The 25,455-nt window shown below is 70.0% G+C and carries 26 protein-coding genes and 1 pseudogene; 21 read left to right on the top strand and 6 right to left on the bottom strand.

The window, feature by feature from the left end:
* The first annotated feature begins 25 nt into the window (after positions 1 to 25).
* The 4 genes from OG953_RS39375 (at position 26) to OG953_RS39390 (ending at position 3,041) form a co-directional block, all read left to right on the top strand.
* A complete protein-coding gene (locus OG953_RS39375; protein ID WP_405690527.1) occupies positions 26 to 823 on the top strand; it encodes a tyrosine-protein phosphatase in 798 nt (265 codons plus the stop codon).
* A 168-nt stretch (positions 824 to 991) separates the two neighbouring features.
* Positions 992 to 1,933 carry a hypothetical protein gene (locus tag OG953_RS39380; RefSeq protein WP_405690529.1) on the top strand — a complete coding sequence of 314 codons (942 nt, stop codon included), beginning with the start codon at positions 992 to 994 and terminating at the stop codon, positions 1,931 to 1,933.
* A gap of 149 nt (positions 1,934 to 2,082) precedes the next feature.
* Positions 2,083 to 2,487, top strand: coding sequence for a DUF1992 domain-containing protein (locus OG953_RS39385; RefSeq protein WP_405690531.1), 405 nt, complete (start codon positions 2,083 to 2,085; stop codon positions 2,485 to 2,487).
* Positions 2,488 to 2,549: 62 nt separating this feature from the next.
* The gene (locus OG953_RS39390) at positions 2,550 to 3,041 is read left to right on the top strand and encodes a GNAT family N-acetyltransferase (protein WP_405690533.1); all 492 of its coding nucleotides are present in this window, start codon (positions 2,550 to 2,552) and stop codon (positions 3,039 to 3,041) included.
* A 79-nt stretch (positions 3,042 to 3,120) separates the two neighbouring features.
* Here the strand turns inward: OG953_RS39390 and OG953_RS39395 are convergent, their stop codons facing one another.
* Positions 3,121 to 3,501, bottom strand: coding sequence for a VOC family protein (locus OG953_RS39395; protein WP_405690535.1), 381 nt, complete (start codon positions 3,499 to 3,501; stop codon positions 3,121 to 3,123).
* Between the two features lie 193 nt (positions 3,502 to 3,694).
* Between OG953_RS39395 and OG953_RS39400 the strand changes: the two genes are divergently transcribed.
* Positions 3,695 to 4,273, top strand: coding sequence for a DUF6328 family protein (locus tag OG953_RS39400; RefSeq protein WP_405690538.1), 579 nt, complete (start codon positions 3,695 to 3,697; stop codon positions 4,271 to 4,273).
* Here OG953_RS39400 and OG953_RS39405 read toward each other — a convergent pair.
* Positions 4,233 to 5,060 (bottom strand): VOC family protein, encoded by an 828-nt coding sequence (locus OG953_RS39405; protein WP_405690539.1) that lies wholly within the window; start codon positions 5,058 to 5,060, stop codon positions 4,233 to 4,235. The genes OG953_RS39400 and OG953_RS39405 overlap by 41 nt on opposite strands.
* Before the next feature lie 123 nt (positions 5,061 to 5,183).
* Entirely contained in the window at positions 5,184 to 5,552 is a 369-nt protein-coding gene (locus OG953_RS39410) for a DUF6479 family protein (protein WP_405690541.1), read from the bottom strand.
* Positions 5,553 to 5,766: 214 nt separating this feature from the next.
* On the opposite strand from OG953_RS39410, the pseudogene OG953_RS39415 reads away from it, so the two are divergent.
* From OG953_RS39415 to OG953_RS39450, 8 genes and pseudogenes are all read left to right on the top strand, one after another.
* Positions 5,767 to 6,015 (top strand): annotated as a pseudogene (locus tag OG953_RS39415) (hypothetical protein); the annotation flags it as partial.
* 172 nt (positions 6,016 to 6,187) lie between these two features.
* On the top strand, positions 6,188 to 6,583 hold the full coding sequence (locus OG953_RS39420; RefSeq protein ID WP_405690543.1) for a hypothetical protein: 396 nt from the start codon (positions 6,188 to 6,190) through the stop codon (positions 6,581 to 6,583).
* 120 nt (positions 6,584 to 6,703) lie between these two features.
* Positions 6,704 to 7,270 (top strand): 2Fe-2S iron-sulfur cluster-binding protein, encoded by a 567-nt coding sequence (locus OG953_RS39425; RefSeq protein ID WP_405690545.1) that lies wholly within the window; start codon positions 6,704 to 6,706, stop codon positions 7,268 to 7,270.
* Positions 7,267 to 8,253, top strand: a complete 987-nt coding sequence (locus tag OG953_RS39430; protein WP_405690547.1) for an FAD binding domain-containing protein — start codon at positions 7,267 to 7,269, stop codon at positions 8,251 to 8,253. The genes OG953_RS39425 and OG953_RS39430 overlap by 4 nt, the downstream gene beginning before the upstream one ends.
* Before the next feature lie 42 nt (positions 8,254 to 8,295).
* Positions 8,296 to 10,395, top strand: a complete 2,100-nt coding sequence (locus OG953_RS39435; RefSeq protein WP_405690549.1) for a xanthine dehydrogenase family protein molybdopterin-binding subunit — start codon at positions 8,296 to 8,298, stop codon at positions 10,393 to 10,395.
* A 174-nt stretch (positions 10,396 to 10,569) separates the two neighbouring features.
* Positions 10,570 to 11,079, top strand: a complete 510-nt coding sequence (locus OG953_RS39440) for an ATP-binding protein (protein WP_383074910.1) — start codon at positions 10,570 to 10,572, stop codon at positions 11,077 to 11,079.
* Positions 11,080 to 11,264: 185 nt separating this feature from the next.
* Positions 11,265 to 12,689, top strand: coding sequence for an NADP-dependent succinic semialdehyde dehydrogenase (locus OG953_RS39445; protein WP_405690551.1), 1,425 nt, complete (start codon positions 11,265 to 11,267; stop codon positions 12,687 to 12,689).
* Positions 12,690 to 12,699: 10 nt separating this feature from the next.
* Positions 12,700 to 15,087 carry a phosphoketolase gene (locus OG953_RS39450; RefSeq protein ID WP_405690553.1) on the top strand — a complete coding sequence of 796 codons (2,388 nt, stop codon included), beginning with the start codon at positions 12,700 to 12,702 and terminating at the stop codon, positions 15,085 to 15,087.
* Between the two features lie 28 nt (positions 15,088 to 15,115).
* Here the strand turns inward: OG953_RS39450 and OG953_RS39455 are convergent, their stop codons facing one another.
* Positions 15,116 to 15,439: a plasmid stabilization protein gene (locus tag OG953_RS39455; RefSeq protein ID WP_405690555.1), complete on the bottom strand. Its 324-nt coding sequence runs from the start codon at positions 15,437 to 15,439 to the stop codon at positions 15,116 to 15,118.
* A gap of 137 nt (positions 15,440 to 15,576) precedes the next feature.
* Positions 15,577 to 16,692 (bottom strand): chemotaxis protein, encoded by a 1,116-nt coding sequence (locus OG953_RS39460; protein WP_405690556.1) that lies wholly within the window; start codon positions 16,690 to 16,692, stop codon positions 15,577 to 15,579.
* 127 nt (positions 16,693 to 16,819) lie between these two features.
* Between OG953_RS39460 and OG953_RS39465 the strand changes: the two genes are divergently transcribed.
* The 3 genes from OG953_RS39465 to OG953_RS39475 all read left to right on the top strand — a co-directional run bounded on the left by OG953_RS39465 (position 16,820) and on the right by OG953_RS39475 (position 18,390).
* Positions 16,820 to 17,314 (top strand): DUF1269 domain-containing protein, encoded by a 495-nt coding sequence (locus OG953_RS39465; RefSeq protein ID WP_405690558.1) that lies wholly within the window; start codon positions 16,820 to 16,822, stop codon positions 17,312 to 17,314.
* Between the two features lie 116 nt (positions 17,315 to 17,430).
* A complete protein-coding gene (locus OG953_RS39470; protein WP_405690560.1) occupies positions 17,431 to 17,997 on the top strand; it encodes a hypothetical protein in 567 nt (188 codons plus the stop codon).
* A 12-nt stretch (positions 17,998 to 18,009) separates the two neighbouring features.
* Positions 18,010 to 18,390: a hypothetical protein gene (locus OG953_RS39475; protein WP_405690562.1), complete on the top strand. Its 381-nt coding sequence runs from the start codon at positions 18,010 to 18,012 to the stop codon at positions 18,388 to 18,390.
* Between the two features lie 32 nt (positions 18,391 to 18,422).
* On the opposite strand, the gene OG953_RS39480 is transcribed toward OG953_RS39475, so the two are convergent.
* The gene (locus tag OG953_RS39480) at positions 18,423 to 19,247 is read right to left on the bottom strand and encodes an endonuclease I family protein (RefSeq protein WP_405690564.1); all 825 of its coding nucleotides are present in this window, start codon (positions 19,245 to 19,247) and stop codon (positions 18,423 to 18,425) included.
* Positions 19,248 to 19,499: 252 nt separating this feature from the next.
* Between OG953_RS39480 and OG953_RS39485 the strand changes: the two genes are divergently transcribed.
* The 5 genes from OG953_RS39485 (at position 19,500) to OG953_RS39505 (ending at position 25,449) form a co-directional block, all read left to right on the top strand.
* On the top strand, positions 19,500 to 19,700 hold the full coding sequence (locus OG953_RS39485; protein ID WP_405690565.1) for a hypothetical protein: 201 nt from the start codon (positions 19,500 to 19,502) through the stop codon (positions 19,698 to 19,700).
* Between the two features lie 70 nt (positions 19,701 to 19,770).
* A complete protein-coding gene (locus OG953_RS39490) occupies positions 19,771 to 20,928 on the top strand; it encodes a methyltransferase (protein WP_405690567.1) in 1,158 nt (385 codons plus the stop codon).
* A gap of 102 nt (positions 20,929 to 21,030) precedes the next feature.
* Positions 21,031 to 22,242: an acyl-CoA dehydrogenase family protein gene (locus OG953_RS39495; protein ID WP_405690568.1), complete on the top strand. Its 1,212-nt coding sequence runs from the start codon at positions 21,031 to 21,033 to the stop codon at positions 22,240 to 22,242.
* A gap of 48 nt (positions 22,243 to 22,290) precedes the next feature.
* The gene (locus OG953_RS39500) at positions 22,291 to 23,178 is read left to right on the top strand and encodes an oxygenase MpaB family protein (RefSeq protein WP_405692333.1); all 888 of its coding nucleotides are present in this window, start codon (positions 22,291 to 22,293) and stop codon (positions 23,176 to 23,178) included.
* A 27-nt stretch (positions 23,179 to 23,205) separates the two neighbouring features.
* Complete coding sequence (locus OG953_RS39505) at positions 23,206 to 25,449, top strand: tetratricopeptide repeat protein (RefSeq protein ID WP_405690570.1); 2,244 nt, start codon at positions 23,206 to 23,208, stop codon at positions 25,447 to 25,449.
* Positions 25,450 to 25,455: the final 6 nt, after the last annotated feature.

Genomic DNA, 25,455 nt, shown 5'->3' on the forward strand with positions numbered 1-25,455 from the left:
GTGTCGGGAAAAGGGGAAGTTCATCGTGCAAACCGCCAGGGCCGTCCCGGCATCCACCGTCGTCAATCTCCGCGACCTGGGCGGCATCGCTCTGGGCCCTGACCATAGGGTCCGGCCGGGCGCCGTGCTGCGCTCCGGACAGCTCAGCGGTCTGGACGCGGCGCAGGACATGGCGGTGGCCGCGCTCGGCATCCGTACCGTCGTCGATCTGCGCACTGCCGACGAGCGTGCGGCGGCCCCCGACCGGCTGCCGCCCGGTGCGCGGCTCTTCGTCGCCGATGTGCTCGGCGACAACCCGGGCGTGGCGCCCGCCCGGCTGCGTGCACTGCTCGCCGATCCGGTCGCGGCGGAGCAGCTGCTGGGCAGCGGGAAGGCCGAGGAGATGTTCGCCGAGACCTACCGGCAGATGGTGCTCTCGCCGATTGCCGCCGCCGCTTACCGGGCTTTCGTGGAGACGGCCGCCGACGACCGGGCCCGCCCGGTGCTCTTCCACTGCACGACCGGCAAGGACCGTACCGGCTGGGCCGCCGCGTTGCTGCTGATGCTGGTCGGTGCGTCACGGGATGTGGTGCGGGCCGAGTTCCTCGCGGTGAACCCGGTCGTTCGGGTCGCCTACGCCCCGTACGTACAGGGCTTCCTCGACGCGGGCGGTGACCCGGAGATCGCGTCCGCGATCATCGAGGTCCGCCCCCGCTATCTCGACATGGCGCTGGACGCCATGGACGAGAGGTGGGGCGGGCTCGACGGGTATGTGCGCGACGGCCTGAGGATTCCGGAGGCCGCGGTGGAGCGGCTGCGCAGCGGGCTCGTGGTGTCCGCCTGAGCCGGGCGCCGAGACCCCGGTCCCCCGCGTTGTCGCCGGTCTCTCTCGGAAGTGTGAAGCAATCGGGAAGCAATGAGACACTCCCGGGTTGACTTGATACCCCCAGGGGGTATGTTGAGCCCCATCGGGAAGCATCGCCTCCCGATGGACCCGATGGAGGACACCGTCATGAACAACGCACTGAGGATCACGGCCTTCGCCGCCGCGCTCGCCGCGACCTTCGGGACCGCGTACGGCGTGGGCAGGGGCGCCGACCCGCTCGTGGCCGCTGAGGACCGCCCCGCGCAGCAGCACGCCGGCCACGGCGCGGGAGAGGAGGGCGGGGCGAAGGGGGCGTCGGATCAAGTGGCCGGCGGACTGCAGATCTCCGACGGCGGTTACACGCTGGCCCTCGAAACACCCACGATACGAGCAGGGGCTCGGACCGAGATCGGATTCGCCATCACGGATGAGAGTGGCCGCAGGGTCACCGCCTATCAACGCGAGCACGGCAAGGAACTGCACTTCATCCTTGCGTCAAGCGATCTCACCGAATTCCGGCACCTGCACCCCGTCCGCGCGGCCGACGGCACCTGGTCGACCCCCGTCGACCTGCCCAAGGCCGGTGGGTACCGGGCGTTCGCCGACTTCACGCCGGCCGCCGAGGGCGCCGTGAACCTCACGCTGGGCGCGGATCTGGCCGTTTCCGGCACCTACCGCCCCGCGGCTTTGCCGGCCCCGCGCGCCACCGCCGAGGTGGACGGCTACCGCGTCGCACTCGACGGCGAACTCCGTGCCGGCCAGGGCGGAGAGCTGAAACTGACCGTCAGCAGGAACGGCCGGCCCGTCACCGATCTGCAGCCTTACCTCGGCGCGTACGGGCACCTGGTCGCGCTGCGCGCGGGCGACCTGGCCTATCTGCACGTCCACCCGAACCAGGGTGGCCCGGGGCCTGTGGTGTCCTTCACGGCGACGGCGCCCAGTGCGGGTACGTACCGGCTCTTCCTCGACTTCCAGCACGAAGGCAAGGTCCGCACCGCGGCGTTCACCGTCCCGGTGGCGGCATCGGGGAAGGGTGTCGTCGGCCATGAGGGGAGCGGGACAGGGGCAACCGGCGGGCACGCGCGCTGAAGGGCGCGGGGGTACGCCCCCCCCCGGACCCCGAAGCGGCGTTGCGCCGAAGCTCGTTGAGAGGTGACGACGTGGGCACGGCGGGTGCTCCTGCGGTCCCTCGGTATTGTGAAAGGACCGGATCGTGAATCCTTCGAGAGGGGCGTACGTTGACCGAACGCAAGCCCGCGGGCGTCAGCTTCGAATCATGGGTCGACAAGCAGATCCGCGAGTCCGAGCAGCGTGGCGACTTCTCGCAGTTGCCGGGATTCGGCAAGCCGCTCGACGGCCTTGACGCTCCCTACGACGAGACCTGGTGGATCAAGCAGAAGATGCAGCGGGAAGGAGTGTCGGTGCTCCCGCCGACACTGGCGCTGCGCAAAGAGGCGGAGGAGGTGCGCGACGCTGTGCCCGGGGCGCGGACGGAGGCCGAAGTGCGGCGCATGCTGACTGAGGTCAACGAGAAGATCCGGGCAGCCATCAGGAGGCCGCCGCCGGGTCCCCTGTTGAACCTCAAGCCGTTCGACATCGATGCCATGGTCGAAGAGTGGCGCGCGGCGCGCGGACCGTCGTAGCACTCGGGAGCCCGCAGATCCGGAAGTGGGTTCCCTGTAGCCGGATGCGTAATACTCGCTCTATGACATCGAGCATTACGCGTTCGGGTGGCGGGGCGCGCAGCGAGACCGTACGGATCAGGCGGGCGACCGCACGGGATACGAAGCGGCTCACCCGGCTGGTCAGGACTTCCCGCGCCTATGAGGGGCCCTACGCCGCCATGGTCGCCGGATACCGGGTGGGGCCCGACTACATCGAGACCCACCAGGTCTTCGCGGCGATCGAGCCCGGCACCGACCGGCTCCTCGGCTTCTACTCGCTGATCCTCGCCCCGCCGGAACTCGACCTCATGTTCGTCGCCGACGATGCGCAGGGGCTCGGCATCGGGCGGCTGCTCATCGGGCATCTGCGCGACGAGGCGCAGCGCGCCGGCCTGCCCGGTGTCCGCGTCGTCTCGCACCCGCCCGCCGAGGGCTTCTACCGCAGTGTCGGGGCCCGGCGGACCGGCACCCTCGCGGCCAACCCGCCCGCGGTGATGTGGGACCGGCCTGAACTGCTACTGCCGATCGACTGACCCGACGCGGAGGGGGCCCGGCCGGAACCCGTGCACGGACCCCGGCCCAACCCCCTTTTCGGCACGTCGTGCTACGAGGTCAGCCCGCGTACGGACGCGTGATGATCTCCATGGCGTGACCGGCGGGATCGAGGAAGTAGACGCCTCGGCCGCCGTGGTTGTGGTTGATCTCGCCCGGATGCTTCCGATGCGGATCCGCGTAGTACGTGATCCCGAGCTCCTTGATGCGGGCGTACGCCGTGTCGAACTCCGCCTCCGAGACGAGGAAGGCGTAGTGCTGCATCGCGATCGACGCTTCGGGAATGGTCGCGAAGTCCAGGGTGACCCCGTTCGCGGTGGCGACCGGTATGAACGGGCCCCATTCCCCGCCGACTTCCAGACCCAGTATGTTCGCCAGGAATTCGGCGGATTCCCGGTTGTCCCGGGCGTGAATGATGGTGTGATTCAACTCGACTGACACTGTGGAATGCCTCCAACGGGCACCTCACGGGCACCTCCACGCCTCACCCGGCCGGTGACCGACGCGCGATGCCGTACTCAAGATCCTAGGCGGGGTCGTGCCGGTCGTCGAGGCCCGGTGTGCCCGCCGTGAGGTCTACGGTGGGGGAGGAGGGGAAGGCGAAGTACTCCGCGCATTCGGACGGGGGCTCACGGTGACCTCGACATCCCACCTCCCCGGCGGCCCGGGCCGCGACACGGGCCGCCATGAGACGCCGGAGGAACGGGCGGACCGGCAGTGGAACGAACTGCTCCAGGAACTGCGGGTGGCCCAGACTGGCGTCCAGATCCTGTTCGGCTTCCTGCTCGCCGTCGTCTTCCAGCCGCGCTTCACCGACCTGTCGGACACCGACCGCACCATCTACGTGGTCACCGTGATGCTGGGCTCCGCCACCGCCGCCGCCCTCATCGGGCCCGTGTCGTACCACCGGCTGCTCACCGGACGACGACTCAAGCCACAGACGGTCACCTGGGCGTCACGACTGACCGTGCTCGGGCTGGTTTTGCTGCTGTGCACCATGTGTTCCGCGCTGCTGCTCATCCTGCGGGTGGCCCTGCACAACCCCCTCGCCCTGTGGCTGGTCGGCGGCATGGCGCTGTGGTTCCTGGTCTGCTGGTTCGTGTTCCCGGCCTGGGTGCTGGCCCGCTCCTCACCCGAGCGCGAGAAGCGACCGCTGTGCGAGGGCGGTCCGTTCAGCCGGAATCGCCGGCAACGGGGCCCCGGACGTCCGTGACCGTGAAGAGCCCGCCGTCCGGGTCCAACAGGGTCGCCTCGCTGCCCTGCCCCAGCGGACGCTGCTCGACCAGACTGCCGCCATGCTGCCGCGCCGCCTCGACCGTGGCCGCCAGATCGGCGACGGGGAAGTGGACCTGCCAGTGCGGGCGGACCAGCGGATCGGGTGCAGCCTCCACCGCACCGGAGCTGATCCGGGCGAGCTGACGCCCGTTGCACTCGACGATGACCTCGTCCTTCTCGTACGACACCTCGCAGCCCCCGGGCCGCCCGCTCGCCCAGTCGAGCACCCCGCCGTAGAAGATTGCCGCATCGAAGGCGTTTCTGGTGTGCAGCCGCAGCCAGGCGTGCGAGCGGTCGTTCGGCGCGGGCGGCGAAGTCGCGGGCTCGGTCCGCTCCCAGATGCCGAACACCGCACCGTCGAGGTCCGCCGCCAGGGCCCCGCGCCCCTTGCCGAGTGCCAGCGGCCCCACCGCGACCGTGCCGCTGCGCTCACGGATGCGTGAGGCCGCCGCGTCGGCGTCGGGGACGGCGAAGTACGGGGTCCAGGCCACGGCCACCCGGTAGGCAGTCGCCACCGCGCCGATGCCTGCGACCGGCACATCCCCGCGGCGTGCGACGGAGAACTCCTGCCCCAGCTTGCCCGGCCGGAAGGTCCAGCCCAGCACGGCGGCGTAGAACCTCTGCGCGGACTCCAGGTCGCGGGTCATGAGGTTGACCCAGCAGGGCGCTGCGGATCCGGTCAGCGGCGCCGGCATCGACGCCGTCCCAGGATGGCTTCCGGTCATGGTCCTACTGCCTTCATCGGTTCTGCGGCCTGCGCGTGACGGCGGCCGTCGGAGCCTCACCAGCCTCACCGCGAGCGGTCGCTCCCGCAACACGCAGCGCCGCCGCCTGCCTCGCCGCAGCGCTCAGTGAGGCGTCTGCGTCCCTTGGTCTCCCGGAGGTCGGTCACGCTGCTCGTCGCTGTCGCGACGGATGGTCTCGCTTCCGTGGTCACCGAGCTCATAGGGGGACAGGCCCCGGCCGTCGGGCGGGAAGCTGTCGTCGCCGTGGACATCGCGTTGCTCGATATGGCTCCGGTGGTCGGGCCGCAGCGGCTGCTCGTCGGGTCGGGGCGGAGGCAGCTCCTGGGCTCGGCGCCGCTTGCCCAGCCAGACGGCACCGATCAGCACGCCCACCAGCGCCACTCCGACAATGCCCATGATCACCCCGGTCGCGCCCCGTCCGTCGGCGAGGGTGAGGGCCAGCGGACTGAGGTCTCTGTTCGATACGTCCATGCCTCCCGGATACCCCGAGGCAGAGGCATCACTCGGTAATGACTGTGAATTCATGTTTTAAGTGGATATAAGCCTAAAAGTGTTTCGGTCTCACGAGAGCGATCGGCGGGGGTCCCCGGTGCCTTGGGCCATCCGCTTGCCGACGGCTTCGTGTCGCCGTCACCCAGCCGTGGTGTGAGCCTGGAGAGGATCCTCGAATCGCTGGAGGGAAGCGATGGGACTGCCGAATCCGCTCAGCCGGTGGCCGGTCTGCCGACAGTTGACCGGCGGCGATCCGCTGGGCAGAGGGCGTGCCGCGATGTCGCCTGCGACGGAGGACCTCAGGCCCCGCACCGCCACGTCCGACCGCGTCGTGCAGTCCGTCCGTCCCTACTGCTCGGTCGGCTGCGGTCAGCAGGTGTACGTCAAGGACGACCGGGTCGTACAGATCGAGGGCGACGGGCCCAACGGAATCGCCACCGGTGACACCGCCAATGAACCGGTGGCCATCGCACTCGACCCCAACGCCCTGATCCAGGAGGACAAGGCGCTCACCGCCGACATCCGTCCGGGCCGCCGTCCCAGGGGGACCCCGTCCGCACTGTCGGACCCCAGCGCGGGGACGCACCACACAACGCCGAGCGGAAGGAACCGCGGTGAACAGCATCAAGGAGAAGCAGACGGAGGAGAGCCTGCACAGCGAGGAGGTCTCGGTCGTCATCAGCGGGTGCGATACGGGCGACGCGCGGATGGTCTTCGACGCGCTGCGGGCCGCCTTCACCACCGACCGGGCCTCGGTCGACGTACCGAAGAAGCTCGCGGAAAGGCGCCCCACCGCATGGGTGGCGACCGTCGATGTCACCGAGGAGAGGGTGGTCTCGGGACCGGTCTCACTCGGCGGTCCCGTGTCGGTCGATGTGCAGGGCGGCTACTGGGCGTGCGAACGGCTCCGGCGGAGCCTGGCGCATGCCTTCGACGTACGGGTCGTCGGGACGGTCTCCGGGGACCAGGAGGAAGAGGTACGCCTCCGCCTGAAAAGCCGAGAGAGCTGAGAAAGCCGAGAGAGCCGATAGGTCGACGGGCCACGGCCCGGCGACGGAGCAATGAAGCAGGAAGGTATTGCATATCTGATAGAAAGCGGACAAAAGGCCATCCCTGAAAGGTGCGAGTGAGTGGACTCCTCTCGCGGGCGGGACGACGGTGCGCAACAGCCGGGAGCAGTCGGCGACCGTTCCACCCTGACACTGCACATCAATGGAACCGAGCAGACCCTGACGCTCGATCACCGCACCACGGTCCTGGACGCGCTCCGCGAAAACCTCGACCTCACCGGCGCGAAGAAGGGCTGCGACCACGGACAGTGCGGGGCGTGCACCGTCATCGTCGACGGACGGCGCGCCAACAGTTGCCTGCTGCTCGCCGTCGCCCACGACGGCGCCGCCATCACCACCGTCGAGGGCCTCGCCGACGGCGACCGGCTCCACCCGCTCCAGGAAGCCTTCCTGGACCGCGACGCCCTGCAGTGCGGCTACTGCACACCCGGTCAGATCTGCTCGGCCGTCGGCATGCTCGGCGAGGCGGCGGACGGCTTCCCGTCCCATGTCACCGCTCGCACCGCACCCGTATCCACCCCGGCACCGCTCGACACCCCCGAGATCCGCGAGCGGATGAGCGGCAACCTGTGCCGCTGCGGCGCCTACCCCCGTATCGTCGAGGCGATCGAGGACGTGGCGCCGTGAAACCATTCGCCTACCTCCGCGCGCGGTCCACCGCCGAAGCGGTCCGTGAGAGCTCCGCCCACCCCGGCGCCGGATTCCTCGGCGGCGGCACCAACCTCGTCGACCTGATGAAGCTCGGAGTGGAAGCCCCCGACCTGCTCATCGACATCAGCCGGCTGCCCCTGGACCAGGTGGGCGACACCGACAACGGCGGACTGCGCATCGGCGCGACCGTACGCAACAGCGACCTGGCCGCACATCCCGCTGTACGCACCCGCTACCCCGTCCTGTCGCAGGCACTGCTGTCCGGCGCATCCGGGCAGCTCCGCAACACCGCCACGACCGGCGGCAACCTGCTGCAGCGCACCCGGTGCCCCTACTTCCAGGACACCTCCAAGCCCTGCAACAAGCGGGAACCCGGCACCGGCTGCCCAGCCCTCGAAGGCGCACACCGCGATCTCGCCGTACTCGGCCACTCCGAGCACTGCGTCGCCACGCACCCGTCCGACATGGCCGTGGCCCTGTCCGCGCTCGACGCCACCGTCCAGCTGCACGGGCCGGACGGCGAACGGAGCGTGCCCGCCACCGAATTCCACCGGCTGCCGGGCGACACCCCACACCGGGACACCGAGATCCGGGCCGGTGAGCTCATCACCGAGGTGGTCCTGCCGCCGCGCCCGGACGGCGCCGGTTCCCTCTACCGAAAGGCCCGCGACCGTGCCTCGTTCGCGTTCGCCCTCGCGTCCGTCGCCGCGGTACTGAGCGTCCGCGACGGCCGGATCGAGCATGCGTCGCTGGCCTTCGGCGGGCTTGCCCACCGGCCCTGGCGCGCGCACGCCGCAGAAGACGCACTCCGGGGCGCACCGGCGACCGACGAGACCTTCGAACGGGCTGTGGACGCCGAACTCGCCGCGGCCCGGCCGCTGCGCGACAACGCGTTCAAGGTGGGCCTCGCCCGCAGTCTGGCCGTCGACGCGCTGGCCGAACTCGCCGCCGACAGCTGAGTAACCGCACAAACGCCGACCCGCAGACGTGAGGACCCCGTCATGAGCCAGGCCCCTCCACCACTGGGCACCCCCGTCGCACGCCGCGAGGGCCGGGACAAGGTCACGGGCGCCGCCCGTTACGCCGCCGAGCACACCCCGCCGGGCTGTCTGTACGGCTGGCCCGTCCCCGCCACCATCGCCCGCGGCCGCGTCAGCGCCGTCCACACCGACGAGGCGCTGGCCCTGCCGGGCGTGCATGCCGTCCTCAGCCACGACAACGCCCCGCGGCTGAAGCAGCCCGACGACCCGATCCTCGCCGTCCTCCAGGACGACCGGGTCCCGCACCGGGGCTGGCACATCGCGCTCGTGGTGGCCGACACGCTCGACCAGGCCCGTGCCGGGGCCGAGGCGCTGCAGATCGCGTACGAAACCGCCGAGCACGATGTCCTCCTGTCCGAGGACCACCCCGGCCTGTACACGCCGGAGACCGTCAACGGCGAGTACCCCGCCGTCCGCGAACGCGGGGACGCCGACCGGGCCTTCGCCAGGGCACCCGTACAGGTCGACGCCACTTACACCATCGGCGCCCTGCACAACCACCCCATGGAGCCGCACGCCTCCACCGCGCAGTGGACGCAGGACGGGCATCTGCACGTCCACGACTCGAATCAGGGGTCCACCGCGGTCCGTGAGAGCCTTGCCGCCGCCTTCGGGCTCCGGCCACAGCAGATCACCGTGGTCGCCGAACACGTCGGGGGCGGCTTCGGCTGCAAAGGCACCACACGCCCGCAGACCGTCCTGGCGGCCATGGCCGCGCGCCACACCGGATGCCCCGTCAAGGTGGCTCTGCCCAGGCGCCAGTTGGCTGCCGTGGTCGGCCACCGCTCGCCCACCGTGCAGCGCCTCCGGCTCGGTGCCGAACTCGACGGCACCCTGACCTCGGTCTCCCACGAGGTGATCACCCAGACCTCCACCATCAAGGAGTTCGTGGAGCAGGCGGCCGTCCCGGCCCGCATCATGTACGGGTCGGCTCACAGCCGCACCACCCATCGTGTGACCGCCCTGGATGTGCCGAGCCCCTCCTGGATGCGCGCACCGGGCGAGGCCCCGGGCCTGTACGCGCTGGAGTCCGCCATGGACGAACTCGCCGCGGCCCTCGGCATGGACCCCGTCGAACTGCGCCTGCGCAACGATCCGGCCGACGAACCCGACTCCGGCCGCCCGTTCAGCAGCCGGGGCCTCGCCGCCTGTCTGGAGGAGGGTGCCGCACGCTTCGGCTGGTACGACCGCGATCCGCGCCCCGCGGTCCGTGAAGAGGGTCCGCTGCTGGTCGGTACGGGCGTCGCGGCCGCCACGTTTCCCGTGTACCTCTTCGGCTCCAGTGCCTCGGCGCACGCGGCCCCCGACGGCTCGTACCGCGTCCAGGTCAACGCCACCGACATCGGCACCGGCGCCCGCACCGTACTCGCGCAGATCGCGGCCTCCGTACTGGACACCCCGGTGGACAACGTCCGGATCGACATCGGCAGCAGCGACCTGCCCGACGCCCCGCTGGCCGGCGGCTCCTCGGGCACGGCCTCCTGGGGCTGGTCCGTGCACAAGGCGTCCACCGCCCTCCTGGGGCAGCTGCGCGAGCGCACCGGCCCCCTTCCCGCCGAGGGACTGACGGCCGTCGCGGACACCGGGCAGGAGACCTCCGGGCAGTCTCCGTACGCACGCCATGCGTTCGGTGCGCAATTCGCCGAGGTCGCTGTCGACTCCCGCACCGGAGAAGTGCGGGTGCGCCGGATGCTCGGCGTCTTCGCCGCCGGGCACATCCTCAACCCCCGTACCGCACGCTCCCAGTTCATCGGAGGTATGACCATGGGAATCGGCATGGCCCTGACCGAGGGCAGCACCATGGACCCCGTCTTCGGCGACTTCACCGAGAGTGATCTCGCCTCCTACCATGTGCCGGTCTGCGCCGACGTACCGGAGATCGAGGTGCACTGGATCGACGAGAACGACCCGCATCTCAACCCGATGGGCAGCAAGGGCATCGGCGAGATCGGTATCGTCGGCGCCGCGGCGGCCGTCGGCAATGCTGTCCGGCACGCCACCGGCGTCCGGCTGCGCAGCCTTCCCCTCACTCCTGACACGCTGCTGCCGTATCTGCTCTGACCTGGGAAGATACTTGTTGTACGGCAGGCCTGTCGGCCCCTGTGTTGCGCAACCGGCTCTGCAGGGTCACCCTGTTGAGTGACCCAGAAGTGACATTTGCTCACTCTTCGTATGTGGGGGGTCGTTGGTTCAATGGGGCGAAGTCAGTGGGCCTCGATCTGAGGAGCCTCGACGATGACCGTTCAATTCGACCGGCACTATCTGGTCGAACTCCAGGTTTCGGCAGAGCGTGTTTCGCAGCTGCGGCGGATCATCGCCGCGCACCTCCGCCATTGGAGTCTCGAACTTCATATCCGGCCGGTGTGCCGCGGTGTGGAGGAGCTGCTGACCAATGTCCACCGGCATGTCGGTGACGACAACAACTGTGTCGTCGAACTCCGCTGGTCCGGGCGGCATCTCACGGTCTCTGTCGCCGACAACGGCTCCGAGATGCCGCGACTGCTCAGCACCGGCGGCGGTGGTCTCAGCCGCGTCATGGCCCTGAGCGACAGCTGGGGCACCTGCCGCACGGCCGACGGCAAAGTCGTCTGGTTCACCCGGTACGCGAAGGAGCCGCGCACCGTCGACCTGGTGCCGCTGCCGCCGCTGCCCGGTGCGGGCGAGTTCCGTCGTCCGCCCGTCGCCGTTCCGGACCCCGTCCCCGAAACCACGACGGCATCCGACTCGGCCCCCGCTCTCGTCTGAGTCGGGCCGCCAGGACCGGTACTGCCGGCTTCCGTACCCGATGAACGCTTCACCTCCCGGCGCGGACGGCGTGCGCACCGCACGCATGGTCCGCGCCGGTCGGGTATCCGCCCGGCAGGGCCCGCGTTGCGGCACGGCGCGCGGCGCTGCACGGTCGAAGTACCGAAGGCAAGGAGGCCACAGTCATGCCCATCGCGACGGTCAACCCCGCGAACGGCGAGACGCTCAGAACGTTCGACGCACTGGGAGAGGCGGAGATCGAGCAGAAGCTCGACGCCGCCGACACCGCGTTCCGGCAGTACCGCACCACCGGATTCGACGAGCGGGCCGGCCTGCTGAACCTGGCCGCCGGTCTTCTCGACGAGGACGTGCAGGACATCGCGCGCACCATGACCACCGAAATGGGCAAACCCGTCAAGGCGGCCCGAGCGGAGGCCGCCAAGTGCGTGAAGGCGATGCGCTGGTACGCGGCCCACGCCGAAGAACTCCTCGCGGACGAGCATCCGCCGCCGGACGATGTGCAGGACTCCGGTGCCTCCAGGGCCTATGTCCACTACCGCCCGCTGGGCGCCGTTCTCGCCGTGATGCCGTGGAACTTCCCGCTCTGGCAGGTCGTACGATTCGCCGCCCCCGCGCTGATGGCCGGGAACGTCGGCCTGCTCAAGCACGCGTCGAACGTCCCGCAGACGGCGATGTATCTGGAGGGCCTGTTCCGCCGGGCCGGATTTCCTGCGGGATGCTTCCAGACACTGCTGGTGGGATCCGGAGCGGTCGAGTCGATCCTCCGCGACCGCCGGGTCGCCGCCGCCACCCTCACCGGCAGCGAGCCGGCCGGCCGCTCGGTCGCGTCGATCGCCGGCGATGAGGTGAAGCACACCGTGCTGGAACTGGGCGGCAGCGACCCGTATCTCGTCATGCCGTCGGCGGACGTCGCCAGGGCCGCCCGTACCGCCGTGACCGCCCGGATGCAGAACAACGGCCAGTCCTGCATCGCCGCCAAACGGTTCATCGTGCACACGGAGGTGTACGACGAGTTCGCCGAGCGGTTCACCGTGGGCATGCGCGATCTGACGGTCGGCGACCCGCTGCAGGAATCCACCGACGTCGGACCGCTCTCCAGCGAACAGGGCCGTGCCGACCTGGAGGAGCTGGTGGACGACGCGGTACGGCAGGGCGCGAGCGTGCTCTGCGGAGGCGGCCGGCCCGACGACCTGGGCCCGGAGCTGGAGCGGGGCTGGTTCTACGCCCCCACCGTCCTGACCGGGATCACGACCGGCATGCGCATCCACCGCGAGGAGACCTTCGGTCCTGTCGCCACGCTCTACCGCGTCGAAGGGCTGGACGAAGCCGTGGCGCTCGCCAACGACAGCCCCTTCGGCCTCAGCTCCAACGTATGGACCCGCGACGCGGACGAGGCCCGTCGCTGTGTGCGCGATCTGGAGGCGGGTGGTGTCTTCTTCAACGGCATGACGGCGTCCCATCCCGCGCTGCCCTTCGGCGGCGTGAAGCGCTCCGGCTACGGACGTGAACTCGCCGGGCACGGCATCCGCGAATTCTGCAACGCGACCACGGTCTGGTACGGCCCCGAGTCCGTCGGCGCCACGTCCTAGGAGACACAATATGAGTCATGCCGCCCACCCGGCAGTGACGCCCGGTCCCTCCGACGAAGAGATCGCGGCCCTCGACGCGCACTGGCGAGCCGCCAACTATCTGGCCGTCGGTCAGATCTATCTGATGGCCAACCCGCTCCTGACCCGGCCGCTCACCCGGGAACACATCAAGCCGCGCCTGCTCGGCCACTGGGGCACCTCACCCGGACTGAACCTGGTCCACACCCATCTCAACCGCATCATCAAGTCCCGCGGTATCCAGGGCCTGTGCGTCTGGGGTCCCGGCCACGGCGGACCGGCCGTCCTCGCCAACTCCTGGCTGGAGGGCAGCTACTCGGAGACGTACCCCGACGTCAGCCGTGACGCCCAGGGCATGGGGCTGCTGTTCAAACAGTTCTCCTTCCCCGGCGGGGTGCCCAGCCATGTGGCACCGGAGACTCCCGGCTCCATTCACGAGGGCGGCGAGCTCGGCTACGCACTCACCCACGCCTACGGTGCGGCCCTCGACCACCCGGACCTGCTCGTCACCTGCGTCATCGGCGACGGGGAGGCCGAGACCGGACCACTTGCCGCGTCCTGGCACTCCAACAAATTCCTCGACCCGGTGCACGACGGAGCCGTCCTCCCGATCCTCCACCTCAACGGCTACAAGATCGCCAACCCGACCGTGCTCGCCCGCCTTCCCGAGCCGGAACTCGACGCCCTGCTGCGCGGCTACGGGCACGACCCCCTGTATGTCGGCGGCGACGACCCCCTCACCGTCCACCGGGCGATGGCCGCCGCGATGGACCGGGCCGTAGACCGCATCCGGGAGCTTCAGGCCGCCGCCCGTACCGGCGGCGACACCGAGCGCCCGCACTGGCCGGTGATCGTGCTGCGCACCCCCAAGGGCTGGACCGGCCCGGCCGAGGTCGACGGGGTGCCCGTCGAAGGCACCTGGCGTGCCCATCAGGTCCCGCTGCCCGGCGTCCGGGACAACCCCGAGCATCTGCGCCAGTTGGAGGCGTGGATGCGCTCCTACCGGCCGGAGGAACTCTTCGACACGTCGGGGCGCCCCACTGCCCAGGTGCTCGACTGCGTGCCCGAAGGCACCGCCCGGCTCGGCGCGACCCCGTATGCCAACGGCGGTCTGCTCCTGCGTGATCTGCCCGTCCCGCCGCTGGACGACCACGCCGTCGAGGTCGACAAGCCCGGCACCGTGCTGCACGAGCCGACGCGGGTGCTCGGCGGCCTGCTGGAGGCCGTCATGGCCGCCACTTCCGAACGCCGCGACTTCCGGGTCGTGGGCCCCGACGAAACAGCGTCGAACCGGCTCGACGCCATCTACGAGTCCACCGGCAAGGCATGGCAGGAACGGATCCTGCCGACCGACGAGCACCTCTCCCGCGACGGACGCGTCATGGAGGTGCTCTCCGAGCATCTGTGTCAGGGCTGGCTGGAGGGGTACCTCCTCACCGGTCGGCACGGTCTCTTCTCCTGCTACGAGGCATTCGCCCATATTGTCGATTCGATGGTCAACCAGCACATCAAATGGCTCAGGACATCCCGCCGGCTGGCCTGGCGCCGCCCCATCGCCTCGCTCAACTACCTGCTCACCTCGCACGTCTGGCGCCAGGACCACAACGGGTTCTCCCACCAGGACCCCGGCTTCGTCGACCACATCCTCAACAAGAGCCCCGAAGTCGTACGGGTCTATCTGCCGCCGGACGCCAACACCCTGCTCTCCGTCGCCGACCATGCGTTGCGCAGCCGGGACTACGTCAATGTGATCGTGGCGGGCAAACAGCCGAGCTTCGACTGGCTCACCATGGACGAGGCCCGTGCGCACTGCGCCCGCGGAGCGGGTGTGTGGGAGTGGGCGGGCACGGAGGACGGCAGCCGCGAACCCGACGTGGTGCTCGCCTGCGCCGGTGACGTACCCACGCTGGAGACTCTGGCGGCAGCCGATCTGCTGCGCAGGCATCTGCCGGAACTGGCGGTACGGGTGGTCAATGTGGTCGACATGACGCGGCTGCTGCCCCACGGGGAGCACCCGCACGGCATGCCGGACTCCGAGTACGACGCGGTGTTCACCAGGAACACCCCGGTGATCTTCGCCTATCACGGCTACCCGTGGCTGATCCACCGACTGGCCTACCGGCGGGCCGGCCATGCCCATCTGCATGTGCGGGGCTACAAGGAGGAGGGCACCACCACCACGCCCTTCGACATGGTGGTGCGCAATGACCTGGACCGCTACCGGCTGGTCATGGATGCCATCGACCGGGTGCCCGGCCTCGGCGTCCGTGCCGTGGCGGTACGTCAGGCGATGGCGGATGTCCGTACCCGCCACCACGCCTGGATCCGTGAACACGGCACGGACCTGCCCGAGGTGGCCGACTGGACCTGGAGCGGCTGACACCGCCCCGGGTCCCTGCGACGTCGGCTCAGCGACCGACCGCCCGTGCCAGCTGGGCCTTCGTCATGTGGGACCGTCCATGGACGTTCTTCTTCTTCGCCTCTTCGTAGAGCTGGTCGCGAGTAGGCCCCTCGGCTCCGCTGTGGGAGCGCAGACCGCCGCGCCGCGAGGACGACATGTCCTCGATGGAGGTACGGCTCGCGGTCCTCGACTCACCGGCGCGGGCGCGCTCCTTGTTGACCGTACGGGCCGCGATCTCCTCGGCCCGCTCCTCGCTGACCCCGCGCTCCTGCGCGCTCTCCTTGATGTGTTCGTACTGCCGTTCCCGTTTGGCGTTGGATCCGCGTGGCATGGTGCGCTCCTCTCCTGGGATCTGCCCCAGGAATCGGCCCGGGGCTCGATCGGGCCCTTCCCCAGTGTCCCAGCGGCCCCCGGAGCCCGCATGCCTGCCGCGTACCCGATGCGGCGTACGGTGCGCTGCCGCCTTGTTCAGTAGCGCAGGGCCGCCGCGATCCGTCCGTACTCCGCGAGCGAGTCGTCCGAGAGGAAGACCACGTCGGTGCCGCTGTCCAGCGCCGTCTCGACCAGCTCGTCCACGATGTCCTCTCGGACCGAGCCGTCCGTGAGGTCCGCGGCTTCACCGCTCACCGGTTCGAGGTGCTCGTCCGTCACCCGTACCGTCTGCTGGAAGTGCTCCTCCACCGCGACCAGTCCGGCGCGGCCCTCCCGTACCGCTGCCCACACCTCGTCGAGACCACCGGCAAAGGCACGACGGCCGCGCGCTTCGTCCAGTTTGCCGTCGATCTCCGCCGCGAACCGCTGCTGCCGCTCGTCGAGCGCCGGCCGCAGCTCCTTGAGCAGGTCGGCCGGTGTCATGTCGGCCGGTACACCCTTGGTGACCCGGCCCACGGCCGACTTGGCGCTCTCGCCGACCTCGTCCAGCAGGGCGAGCGCGGGGGCGAGGCCGACCAGATACAGCGGGCGCACGTCCGTGGCCGGTACCGCGCGCAGCTTCTCGTCGACGGTGCGCAGGAAGTTGCGCGTCTCCTCGTCGCTGAAGGTGCTCGGGGTGTCGCCGATCCGCTCCTCGCGTTGCGGGTTCGGTGCCTCCCTCGGAGCCGTCAGCGGGAATCCGCCGGTCTGCTCCTCGTGCAGGACGTCCGCCGTGCCGCTCCACAGCGCGGCGTGCTCGGCCGACACGGTGAGCGCCCAGAACGGCTGGGCCTGGGCGTTCGCTGCGACCAGGTTGCGGGTCAGATAGGTGTCGCCGAGGACCACCCGCTCGGGTGCAGTACGGGGAAGCTGCCAGATCTGGTGCTCGTCGGCTGTGACGAGGACGACCAGGGCGTCCAGGGCCCGGCGGGGGTCCACCTCGTCGACCGCCCGGTCGATCTGCTCCTTGATGGCGTTCCGGGCCTCGCGGGTGACCGCGGGATCCGCTTCCAGCCGGCTGACGGCCTCGGACACCAGGTTGCGCAGCCGAACGGCGTCCTGGGCGTTGTCCGGAGCGCGGCGGTGCGTCGGCATGGTCAGGGACAGGGCTGGATAGGGCTTGGCCGCCCGCAGTTCCTGCAACAGGCCGGCGGTCAGGGCGTCCGCATCCATCGTTCTCTCCCAGGGCTTCGGCTGCCATCCGCTCCTGAGTGAAGCGGGTGAATTCGACGAGTCAATTCATACCTTTTGATCCTAATATGAGCGAGTTCTTCATAGTCGGTCTCAGGAGGTACGCGCGATGTCCACGCTCACCGTGTGGAAGTTCCAGTCGGACGAGGGCGCGGAGAATGCGGAGAGCACGCTCAAGTCCCTCCAGAAGCAGGGGCTGATCAAGATCCTCGACGCGGCTGTGGTCGGCCGGCCCGCCGACCGGGCGAAGCCCAGGACCAAGCAGCTGATCAACCTCGGCGGTGCCGGCGCACTGAGCGGCATGTTCTGGGGAATGCTTTTCGGACTGATCTTCCTGATGCCGCTGCCGGGCGCCGCGATCGGTGCGGCGGCCGGGGTGCTGGGCGGCAAGCCGGCCGATGTCGGCATCGACGACGACTTCATCGCCGAGGTCAAGGAGAAGGTGACGCCCGGGACTTCGGACCTGTTCCTGCTGACCGTGAACGAGGTGCCCGACCGGATCAGCGACGCCCTGCCCGACGGCGGCGCCGAACTGCTCCACAGCAACCTGGACACGCAGAGCGAGGCGCGGCTGCGTGAGATCTTCGGCGAGGACGCGGCCTGACCGACCGGGGAGCCCGGCCGTCCGGGTTCCCCGCACCGTCTCTGCCTCACCCCCATTTCCTCATTTCTCCACACCTCTCCATCTCCCTTACGCACTTCCGAGCAGACGGAGCGTCCGTGAACCCGACCAGCCCCTTGCGGCACACCCTCGGCGGCCGCGCAGCCCGCAACCTGACCCCAGCCGTGCTGGCCGTGTTGATCATCGCCGGTACCGCCGCCTGCGGCGGCTCCGACACCTCCTCGCAGGGCACGGCCAGGAGCACCCGTACGGTGTCCCCGGAACCGGCCATGACCCGGTCCGCGAGCGCCAGTCCGCGTACCCAGCAGGAATTCGCGGCCTCGGTCTCCGCCGCCGCCGAGCGCAACCGGCAGCAGGCCGCCAAGCAGCTCGCAGGCGTCAAGGGACGGGGCAACGCGGTCAAGGACGTCTCGGTGACGGGGCTGCCGGTCGTGAAGTCCGAGCAGTTCCGCAGCGCCCTCGTCCGCGTCACCAACCGCACGGACAAGGCCGCCTTCTACGCTGTCAAGGTGGAGTTCGTCGACTCGTCCGAGAAGGTGCTCGACTCCGTGGTGCTCGGCTTCGCGGACGTCCCGCCCGGCCGGACCGTCAGCCAGCACGCCAACAGCCGCAAGGCGGCCGGCGTCAAGACGTTCCCCCGGATCGCCCAGGCCGAGCACAGCTGACGGCCGGGCCGGGTGAGCGCCGCCGTCGAAGCCGTCGCCGGTGCCCTGCGCGAACTGCACACGCGGTTCGCCGGGCTGTGGGAGGGTCGACTCGCCGACTACATCCCGCAACTGGCGCCGGCCGAACCGGATGCGTTCGGACCGGCGCTGATCAGCATGGACCGCGGTGCTGGATCTGCGGCAGGTGACCGACATCGACTCGGTGGCCGGGCGGTGCTGCCGAGCGGACTCGGCCGGCTCGTGGAAGGCGGCGTGCGCGCCGCCGTGGCCGACCCGGCGGGCCACCTCGTTCTGCTCCCCGGTGCCGGGGAGCAGAACGAACGCACAGCCCTTCGGCCCTTCGACTCCCGTGAGGAGGCCGTGGCCCGGTGCGCGAGCGGCCTTGCCGACTGAAACGGCGAAGGAGCTGGTCCGGTTCTGTCCCTCTACCAGATGGACTCGACCCATTCCGGGTGATCGATAAACGGGTTCCGGTTGTGCTGGTACTGGTCGAATATGACGTCGTTGCGCCGCTTCTCGAAGCTGTCCGGCGGGTCCTCCTGGCTCCACGCCTTCAGTACCGAGAGGCGGCCGATGTACGGTGCGGAGCCGTTGGACACCCTGTCGTTGGGTTCGAGGTCGGCGAAGGCGTCGTCGCCCTCGTAGCGCACCGCCATGTAGAGGATCATGCGGGCCACATCGCCCTTGACCGCGTCGCGCGGTTCGAAGGAGTCGCTGTCGGTGTAGCTGCCCGGTGCGCCGCTGACCGCGCTGCCGCCGTTGTCGAAGTCCTTGTTGCCGCGGATGGAATTGACGGTGACATCCTCCGGACGCAGGTGGTGGATGTCGGTGCCGGGGCCGGTGGCGGTGCCGAAGTCGCCGTGGGACTTGGCCCAGACGTGCTCGCGGTTCCACTGGCCGACCGAGCCGCCGTTGTCGTTCTCGGGTTCGGAGCGCCCGGAGTAGAGGAGGATCACGTTCGAGGGGTTGGCGGGGTCCTCGTCCGTGTTCTTGAGGGCGTTCCAGACCTGGCTGTAGGAGATCTTGGTCTGGCTGCTGATGATCGTGTGCAGAGCGCTCTTGAGTGCGGTTCCGGACTTGCCGAGCGCGTCCTGGTAGTACGTGTCGTCGAGAGCGCCGAGCGGTGTCGCGGCGACCGGCGCGGCCTGGGGTGTGGCGGCGGGCGCGGCGGCCGCGGTGCCGGCGAGTACCGCGAACGCGGCAAGGGTCGCCAGCAGGGGGCGCCGGTAATGAAGGTGACGACGGGACATGTGGGGTGTCCTCTCCGAAAATGCGGGCGCCGCGACGCCTGTTACAAGGTGGGGAGCGGCGCTGCGGCGGTCGTGTGGTATGCGGTCAGCGGGAGCCTTCCACACGTACCGTGACCATGGTGTGAACGCTGTGTACCTATCATGTGCAGGTCAAGTAATGGCTTGTCCGTGGCGCCGGGAACGGATCGGGGAGGTATCGGATGCGGCGGGCCGGGCGCGGGGCGAGAATGACCGAAAGGACGAGGAGGCGGCATGAGCGACGAGCCCGAATCCGTATCCGCAGCTCGGGGAGTGACTCCCGACAGCCTCTTGCACACCGGCGGGAGCGACAATCCGTCGGCAGAGGACCTGGTGCTCGCCTCCGGGCGGGACCTGACTCCGAAGAATCTCCAGTGGGCGGAGCGCCGGCTCGCCCGGGAGGGCCGGTCGGCGATCGACAAGACGCTGCCGTAGTGCATGGCCCGGCGGCCGACGCGGGGAGTGTGTGGGCGCTCCCCGCAGCTCGGCTAGCCTGGGGTGCAATATGAACCGTTTGACTACGTCAGGGGCCGGGTACGACCTCGCCCGCTTCCCCGATGACCCGCGCGACCCGTTCCGTGCCTGGGACGCTGCCGATGAGTATCTGCTGCGGCGGCTGGAGGGATTCGACGAGTCGGAAACGGTCGACCTGTCGGGCGCCGTGGTCGTGGTGGGCGACCGCTGGGGCGCCCTGAGCACCGTGCTGGCCGGGCACCGCCCCGTACAGATCACCGACTCCTACCTGGCGCAGCGCGCGACCCTGGTGAATCTGGACCGCAACGGCGTGGACGCGGATGCCGTACGCCTCCTGTCGGCCAGGGACACACCGCCGGACCGTATCGACGTCCTGCTGGTACGTGTCCCGAAGAGCCTCGCGCTCCTGGAGGACCAGCTCCACCGGCTCGCGCCGGCCGTCCATGCGGGCACCGTCGTCATCGGCGCCGGCATGGTCAAGGAGATCCACACCTCCACCCTCAAACTCTTCGAGCGGATCATCGGCCCGACCCGTACCTCCCTCGCGGTCAAGAAGGCCCGGCTCATCTTCTGCACCCCGGACCCGGCCCTGGCCCGTACGCCGAGCCCCTGGCCGTACCGCTACGACCTGCCCGAGGGCATCGGTCCGGTCTCCGGCCGGACGGTCACCAACCATGCCGGGATCTTCTGCGCCGAGCGCCTCGACATCGGCACCCGCTTCTTCCTCGGCCATCTCCCCGCGCGCAGCGGCCCCGACCGGGTGGTCGACCTCGGCTGCGGAAACGGCGTCGTCGGGCTGTCCGCCGCGCTCGCCAATCCCGAAGCGACGGTCACCTTCATCGACGAGTCGTACCAGGCGGTCGCCTCCGCCGAAGAGACCTTCCGGGCCAACACCGGCCCGGATGCCAAGGCCGACTTCGTGGTCGGCGACGGGCCGGCACAGTTGCCGCCCGCCAGTGTGGACCTGGTGCTCAACAACCCGCCGTTCCACTCCCACCAGGCCACCACCGACGCAACGGCCCGCAACATGTTCCACGGGGCTCGCGCCGCACTGCGGCAGGGCGGCGAGCTGTGGGTCGTCGGCAACCGGCACCTCGGCTACCACACCCAGCTGCGCCGGACCTTCGGCAACTGCACCACGGTCGCGGGCGACCCGAAGTTCGTCGTCCTGCGCGCCGTCAAGCGCTGACGCCCGCCGAAGACGTCCTGGCCCTTCCGGATTCCTGCAACACGTTCTACTGTGTGCGCCGCCGCACACGGGCGACGCGACCGCGAGACTCCTGGAGGGGCCGTGCACCTCGAATACACGCCTGAACAGCAGCAGTTGCGCGCCGAACTGCGTACGTACTTCGCCGGACTGGTCCCCGACAACGCCTACGCGCGCCCCCGTAGCCCAAAAGGCACGGGAGGTACCCCCTCCGCCGACCCCTCCTCCCAGAAGAACTTCTACCGCGAGACGATCCGGCGCCTCGGTACCGACGGCTGGCTCGGCGTCGGCTGGCCGACGGAGTACGGCGGACGCGGCCTGTCCCCGATGGAACAGTTCATCTTCTTCGACGAGGCCGCCCAGGCGGGCGTTCCGCTGCCGCTGATGGCCCTCAACACCGTCGGCCCGACGATCATGCAGTTCGGCACCGACGAACAGAAGGACTACTTCCTGCCGAAGGTCCTCGCCGGTGAGATCGACTTCGCGATCGGCTACAGCGAACCCGACGCGGGCACGGACCTCGCCGCGCTCAAGACCCGGGCCGTGCGCGACGGCGACGACTATGTCGTCAACGGGCAGAAGATCTGGACGACCAACGGCGACACAGCCGACTGGGTCTGGCTGGCCGTCCGCACCGACCCGGACGCCCCGCCCCACAAGGGCATCACCATGCTCCTCGTCCCGACGAGCGACCCCGGCTACTCCTGCACCATCATCAACACCCTCGCCTCGCACGACACCACCGCCAGCTACTACGAGAACATCCGCGTCCCCGTCTCCCGCCGCGTCGGCGACGAGAACAAGGGCTGGCGGCTCATCACCAACCAGCTCAACCATGAACGCGTCACCCTCGCCGCCCACGGCACCATGGCCATCCGCGCCCTCCACAACGTCCAGCACTGGGCGGCGGACACCCGGCTCACCGACGGCCGCCGCGTCATCGACCTCGGCTGGGTCCGCGCCCTCCTGGCCCGCACCCACACCAGGCTCGACGCCATGAGGCTCCTCAACTGGCAGATGGTGTCCGCGGTCCAGAACGGAACCCTCACCCCGCAGGACGCCTCCGCGGTCAAGGTCTACGGCTCCGAGGCACGCCGCGACGCCTACGCCTGGCTGATGGAGGTCGTCGGCTCGGCGGGACCGTTGAAGGAAGGGTCGGCGGGCGCCGTACTGCACGGCGAACTCGAACGCGGATACCGGTCCGCGGTCATCTTCACCTTCGGCGGCGGCAACAATGAGATCCAACGGGAGATCATCTCGTGGATCGGCCTGGGGATGCCGCGCGTACGGCGGTGAGCGCATCCTTTGCGTACGTACGCCGCCGAGCGGGAGGTACGAGCGGACATGGTGGACGCCGACCCGGGACTCTTCGGACCCGAATCCGTCACCTGGCAGATGCATGGCGACCCGATGATGTGGGTCGCCGGAGTGCGTGCGCTCTACCTCCAGGCGCTGCACCCGCGCGCCGTACGAGGCGTCATGCAGAACTCCGACTTCCGCAAGGACGCCTGGGGGCGGCTGATGCGAACGGCCGGCTTCGTCGGAACGATCACCTACGGCACCACCGAAGCGGCCGAGAAGGCGGGTGCCAGGGTCCGCAGGATCCACCGGCTCCTCAAGGTCACCGACCCGGTGACCGGGGAGACGTACGGCGTCGACGAACCCGAGCTGCTGCTGTGGGTGCACTGCGCCGAGGTCGACTCCTACCTCCAGGTCGAACGCCGCTCCGGCTTCCCGCTCACCGACGCCCAGGCCGACCGCTACATCGACGAGCACCGCCGCAGCGCGCGTCTCGTCGGCCTGGACCCCTCCGACGTGCCGGCCACCACCACCCAGCTCGCCGCCTACTTCGAACGGGTGCGGCCACAACTCGCCGCATCCCCGGAGGCGTTGGACGTGGACGACTTCCTGCGCCGTCCCCCCGTTCATCCGCTGCTCGTACCGGCGCGCGCACTGGTGTGGCGGCGCGTCGCGGCACTCGCCTACCAGTCACTGCCCCCGTACGCCCATGAGCTCTACGGCAGACCCGTGGGGCCCGTGCCCACCGTCGACCGCCGCCTGCGCGCCGCCGGAACCGCCCTGCGCTGCATTCCCTCCCGGCTCCGCTGGCAACTCCCGCCCGGTCACATTCTGAACGCGATGGCCCGACTCGGTCCCGGCAGCCGCCCCACCCCGTACAAACTGCGCAGCCAGGCCGCCATACTGGACGGGCCGGGGAGGGCACAGGGGTAGGCGAAGCGACGGGGGAGACAGCAGGCGATGGCGGACACCAGGCTGATCCAGAGCCGGTACCGACTGCTCGATCTGATCGGGCGCGGAGGCATGGGCGAGGTATGGCGCGCCCGCGACGAGTCGCTCGGCCGTCACGTGGCCGTCAAATGCCTCAAGCCGATGGGGCCCCAGCACGACCAGTCCTTCACCCGCATCCTGCGCGAACGCTTCCGCCGTGAGGCCCGCGTCGCTGCCGCGCTCCAGCACCGCGGCGTCACCGTCGTCCACGACTTCGGTGAGCACGAGGGCGTTCTCTACCTGGTGATGGAACTCCTCGACGGCCGTAACCTCAGCCAGATCCTGGAGGACAACAAGCAGCATCCGCTGCCGGTGCCCGACATCGTCGACATCGCCGAACAGGTCGCCGACGCCCTCGGCTACACCCACCAGCAGGGCATCGTGCACCGTGACCTCAAGCCCGCCAACATCATGCGGCTGGCCGACGGCACGGTGAAGATCTGCGACTTCGGCATCGCCAGGCTCGGCCACGACATCGGCTTCACCTCCCGCCTCACCGGTACGGGCATAGCCATGGGCACCCCGCACTACATGTCGCCCGAGCAGATCAGCGGCGGCCATGTCGACCACCGCAGCGACCTCTACTCACTGGGCTGCGTCCTGTACGAGATCGCCACCGGAGCACCGCCGTTCGACCTCGAAGACGCCTGGGCCGTTCTCGTCGGGCACCGTGACACCCAGCCCGAGCCACTGCGCAACCACCGGGCCGAACTCCCCGTATTCTTCGACCGCGTCGTTCTGGAACTGCTGGCCAAGACCCCGGAGGAGCGGCCCGTCGACGCGGGCGACCTGCGGCAGCGGATCGCCGTCGGCCGCACCGGCGAGCAGCCGCAACTCCAGCCTTCGGGACAGGTACGGCTCGCGCCGCCCGTTCCCGTCGTGCGTCCAGGGCAGGAGCTGCCGGCCTGGACCCGCGGCATGACCACCGGACACAAGGCGTCCGGCGCCCTCGGGCTCGCGCCGCCCGACCACTTGGCGGACCTCACCGGCGAGTGGACCACCGGCACCGACATGCGACACCTCGCCGGAGAGCTGCCACAGGTCAGGGCCGAGCGGCCGGCCCCGTCGCCGGAACTGCTCTCCATCCTCGCCAACCGGCACAGCGCGGGCCTCAACCTGGGCAGGCTCGGCCACTGGGAGGAGGCCGGCGAGGTACATCGTGCGGTCGCCGCCGAACGCGAGCACGCCCTCGGCCCCGACCACCTCGACACCCTCTCCAGCCGGTACGAGGTCGGCTTCACCCTCAGCCGCACCGGGCGCACGTCGGACGCCCTGCGGGAGTTCGGCCGCGTCGCCCAGGGTCGCGAACGCACCCTGGGACCCGACCACCCGCAGACCCTCGCGGCCCGCCAGGAGATGGCGTACGTCCTCGGCCGGCTCGGCCGGCACTTCGAGGCCCATCAGGTGTACGCGACAGTCCTCGCCTCCAGGGAACGGTCGATGGGACCCGACCACCCCGACACCCTGCGCTGCCGCCACAACCTCGCCTTCAACCTCAGCAGGCTCGGCCGTCTGGAGGACTCGTACCGGATGGCCAGGGACGTGGCGTCGGCCCGTTCCCGCCTGCTCGGTGCCGACCACCCCGACACCCTGGTCACGCTCTACGAAGTGGCGTACACGCTCGGCCGGCTGGGACGCTGGACGGAGGCCCTGCAGACCTACCGCGAAGTCGTCCAGGCCCGGTCGAGGTCGCTCGGCGCCGACCATCCCGACACGCTCTCCGCCCGCTACGAGGTAGGCATCAGCCTCGGCCGCCTGGGCCGCAGTGCTGAGGCCCTGGAGCTGTACCGCGCCCTCGTCGACGACCGGACCAGGGTGGGAGGCCCCGCCGACCCCGAGACGCTCCGCGCCCGCCACGGCCTCGGTGTCAATCTGGGGCGCCTCGCCCGCTGGGAGGAAGCGCTCGCCGAGGCGCGCGACGTGTGCGCGGTCCGCGAACGCGTCCTGGGACCCGACCACCCCGACACCCTCGTCAGCCGCCGCGAGGTCGCCGTCGGCCTCGGCTGGCTCGGCCGCTGGGCCGACGCACTCACCGTCTACCGCCAGGTTGCCGCGGCCCGCGAACGCGTCCTCGGCGTCGACCACCCCGACACCCTCGCCGCCCGCAACGACGAGGCACACTGTTTGGAGCAGCTCGGCCGGGGACCGGAGGCCGTAGAGCTGTACCGCCGGGTCGCGGCGCTGCGCCGCGGGCGGGGAGTGCCGCCGCACTGACCGGAC

It is taken from the genome of Streptomyces sp. NBC_00057 (assembly GCF_045041165.1).
In the GTDB taxonomy this organism is placed as follows: Bacteria; Actinomycetota; Actinomycetes; order Streptomycetales; family Streptomycetaceae; genus Streptomyces.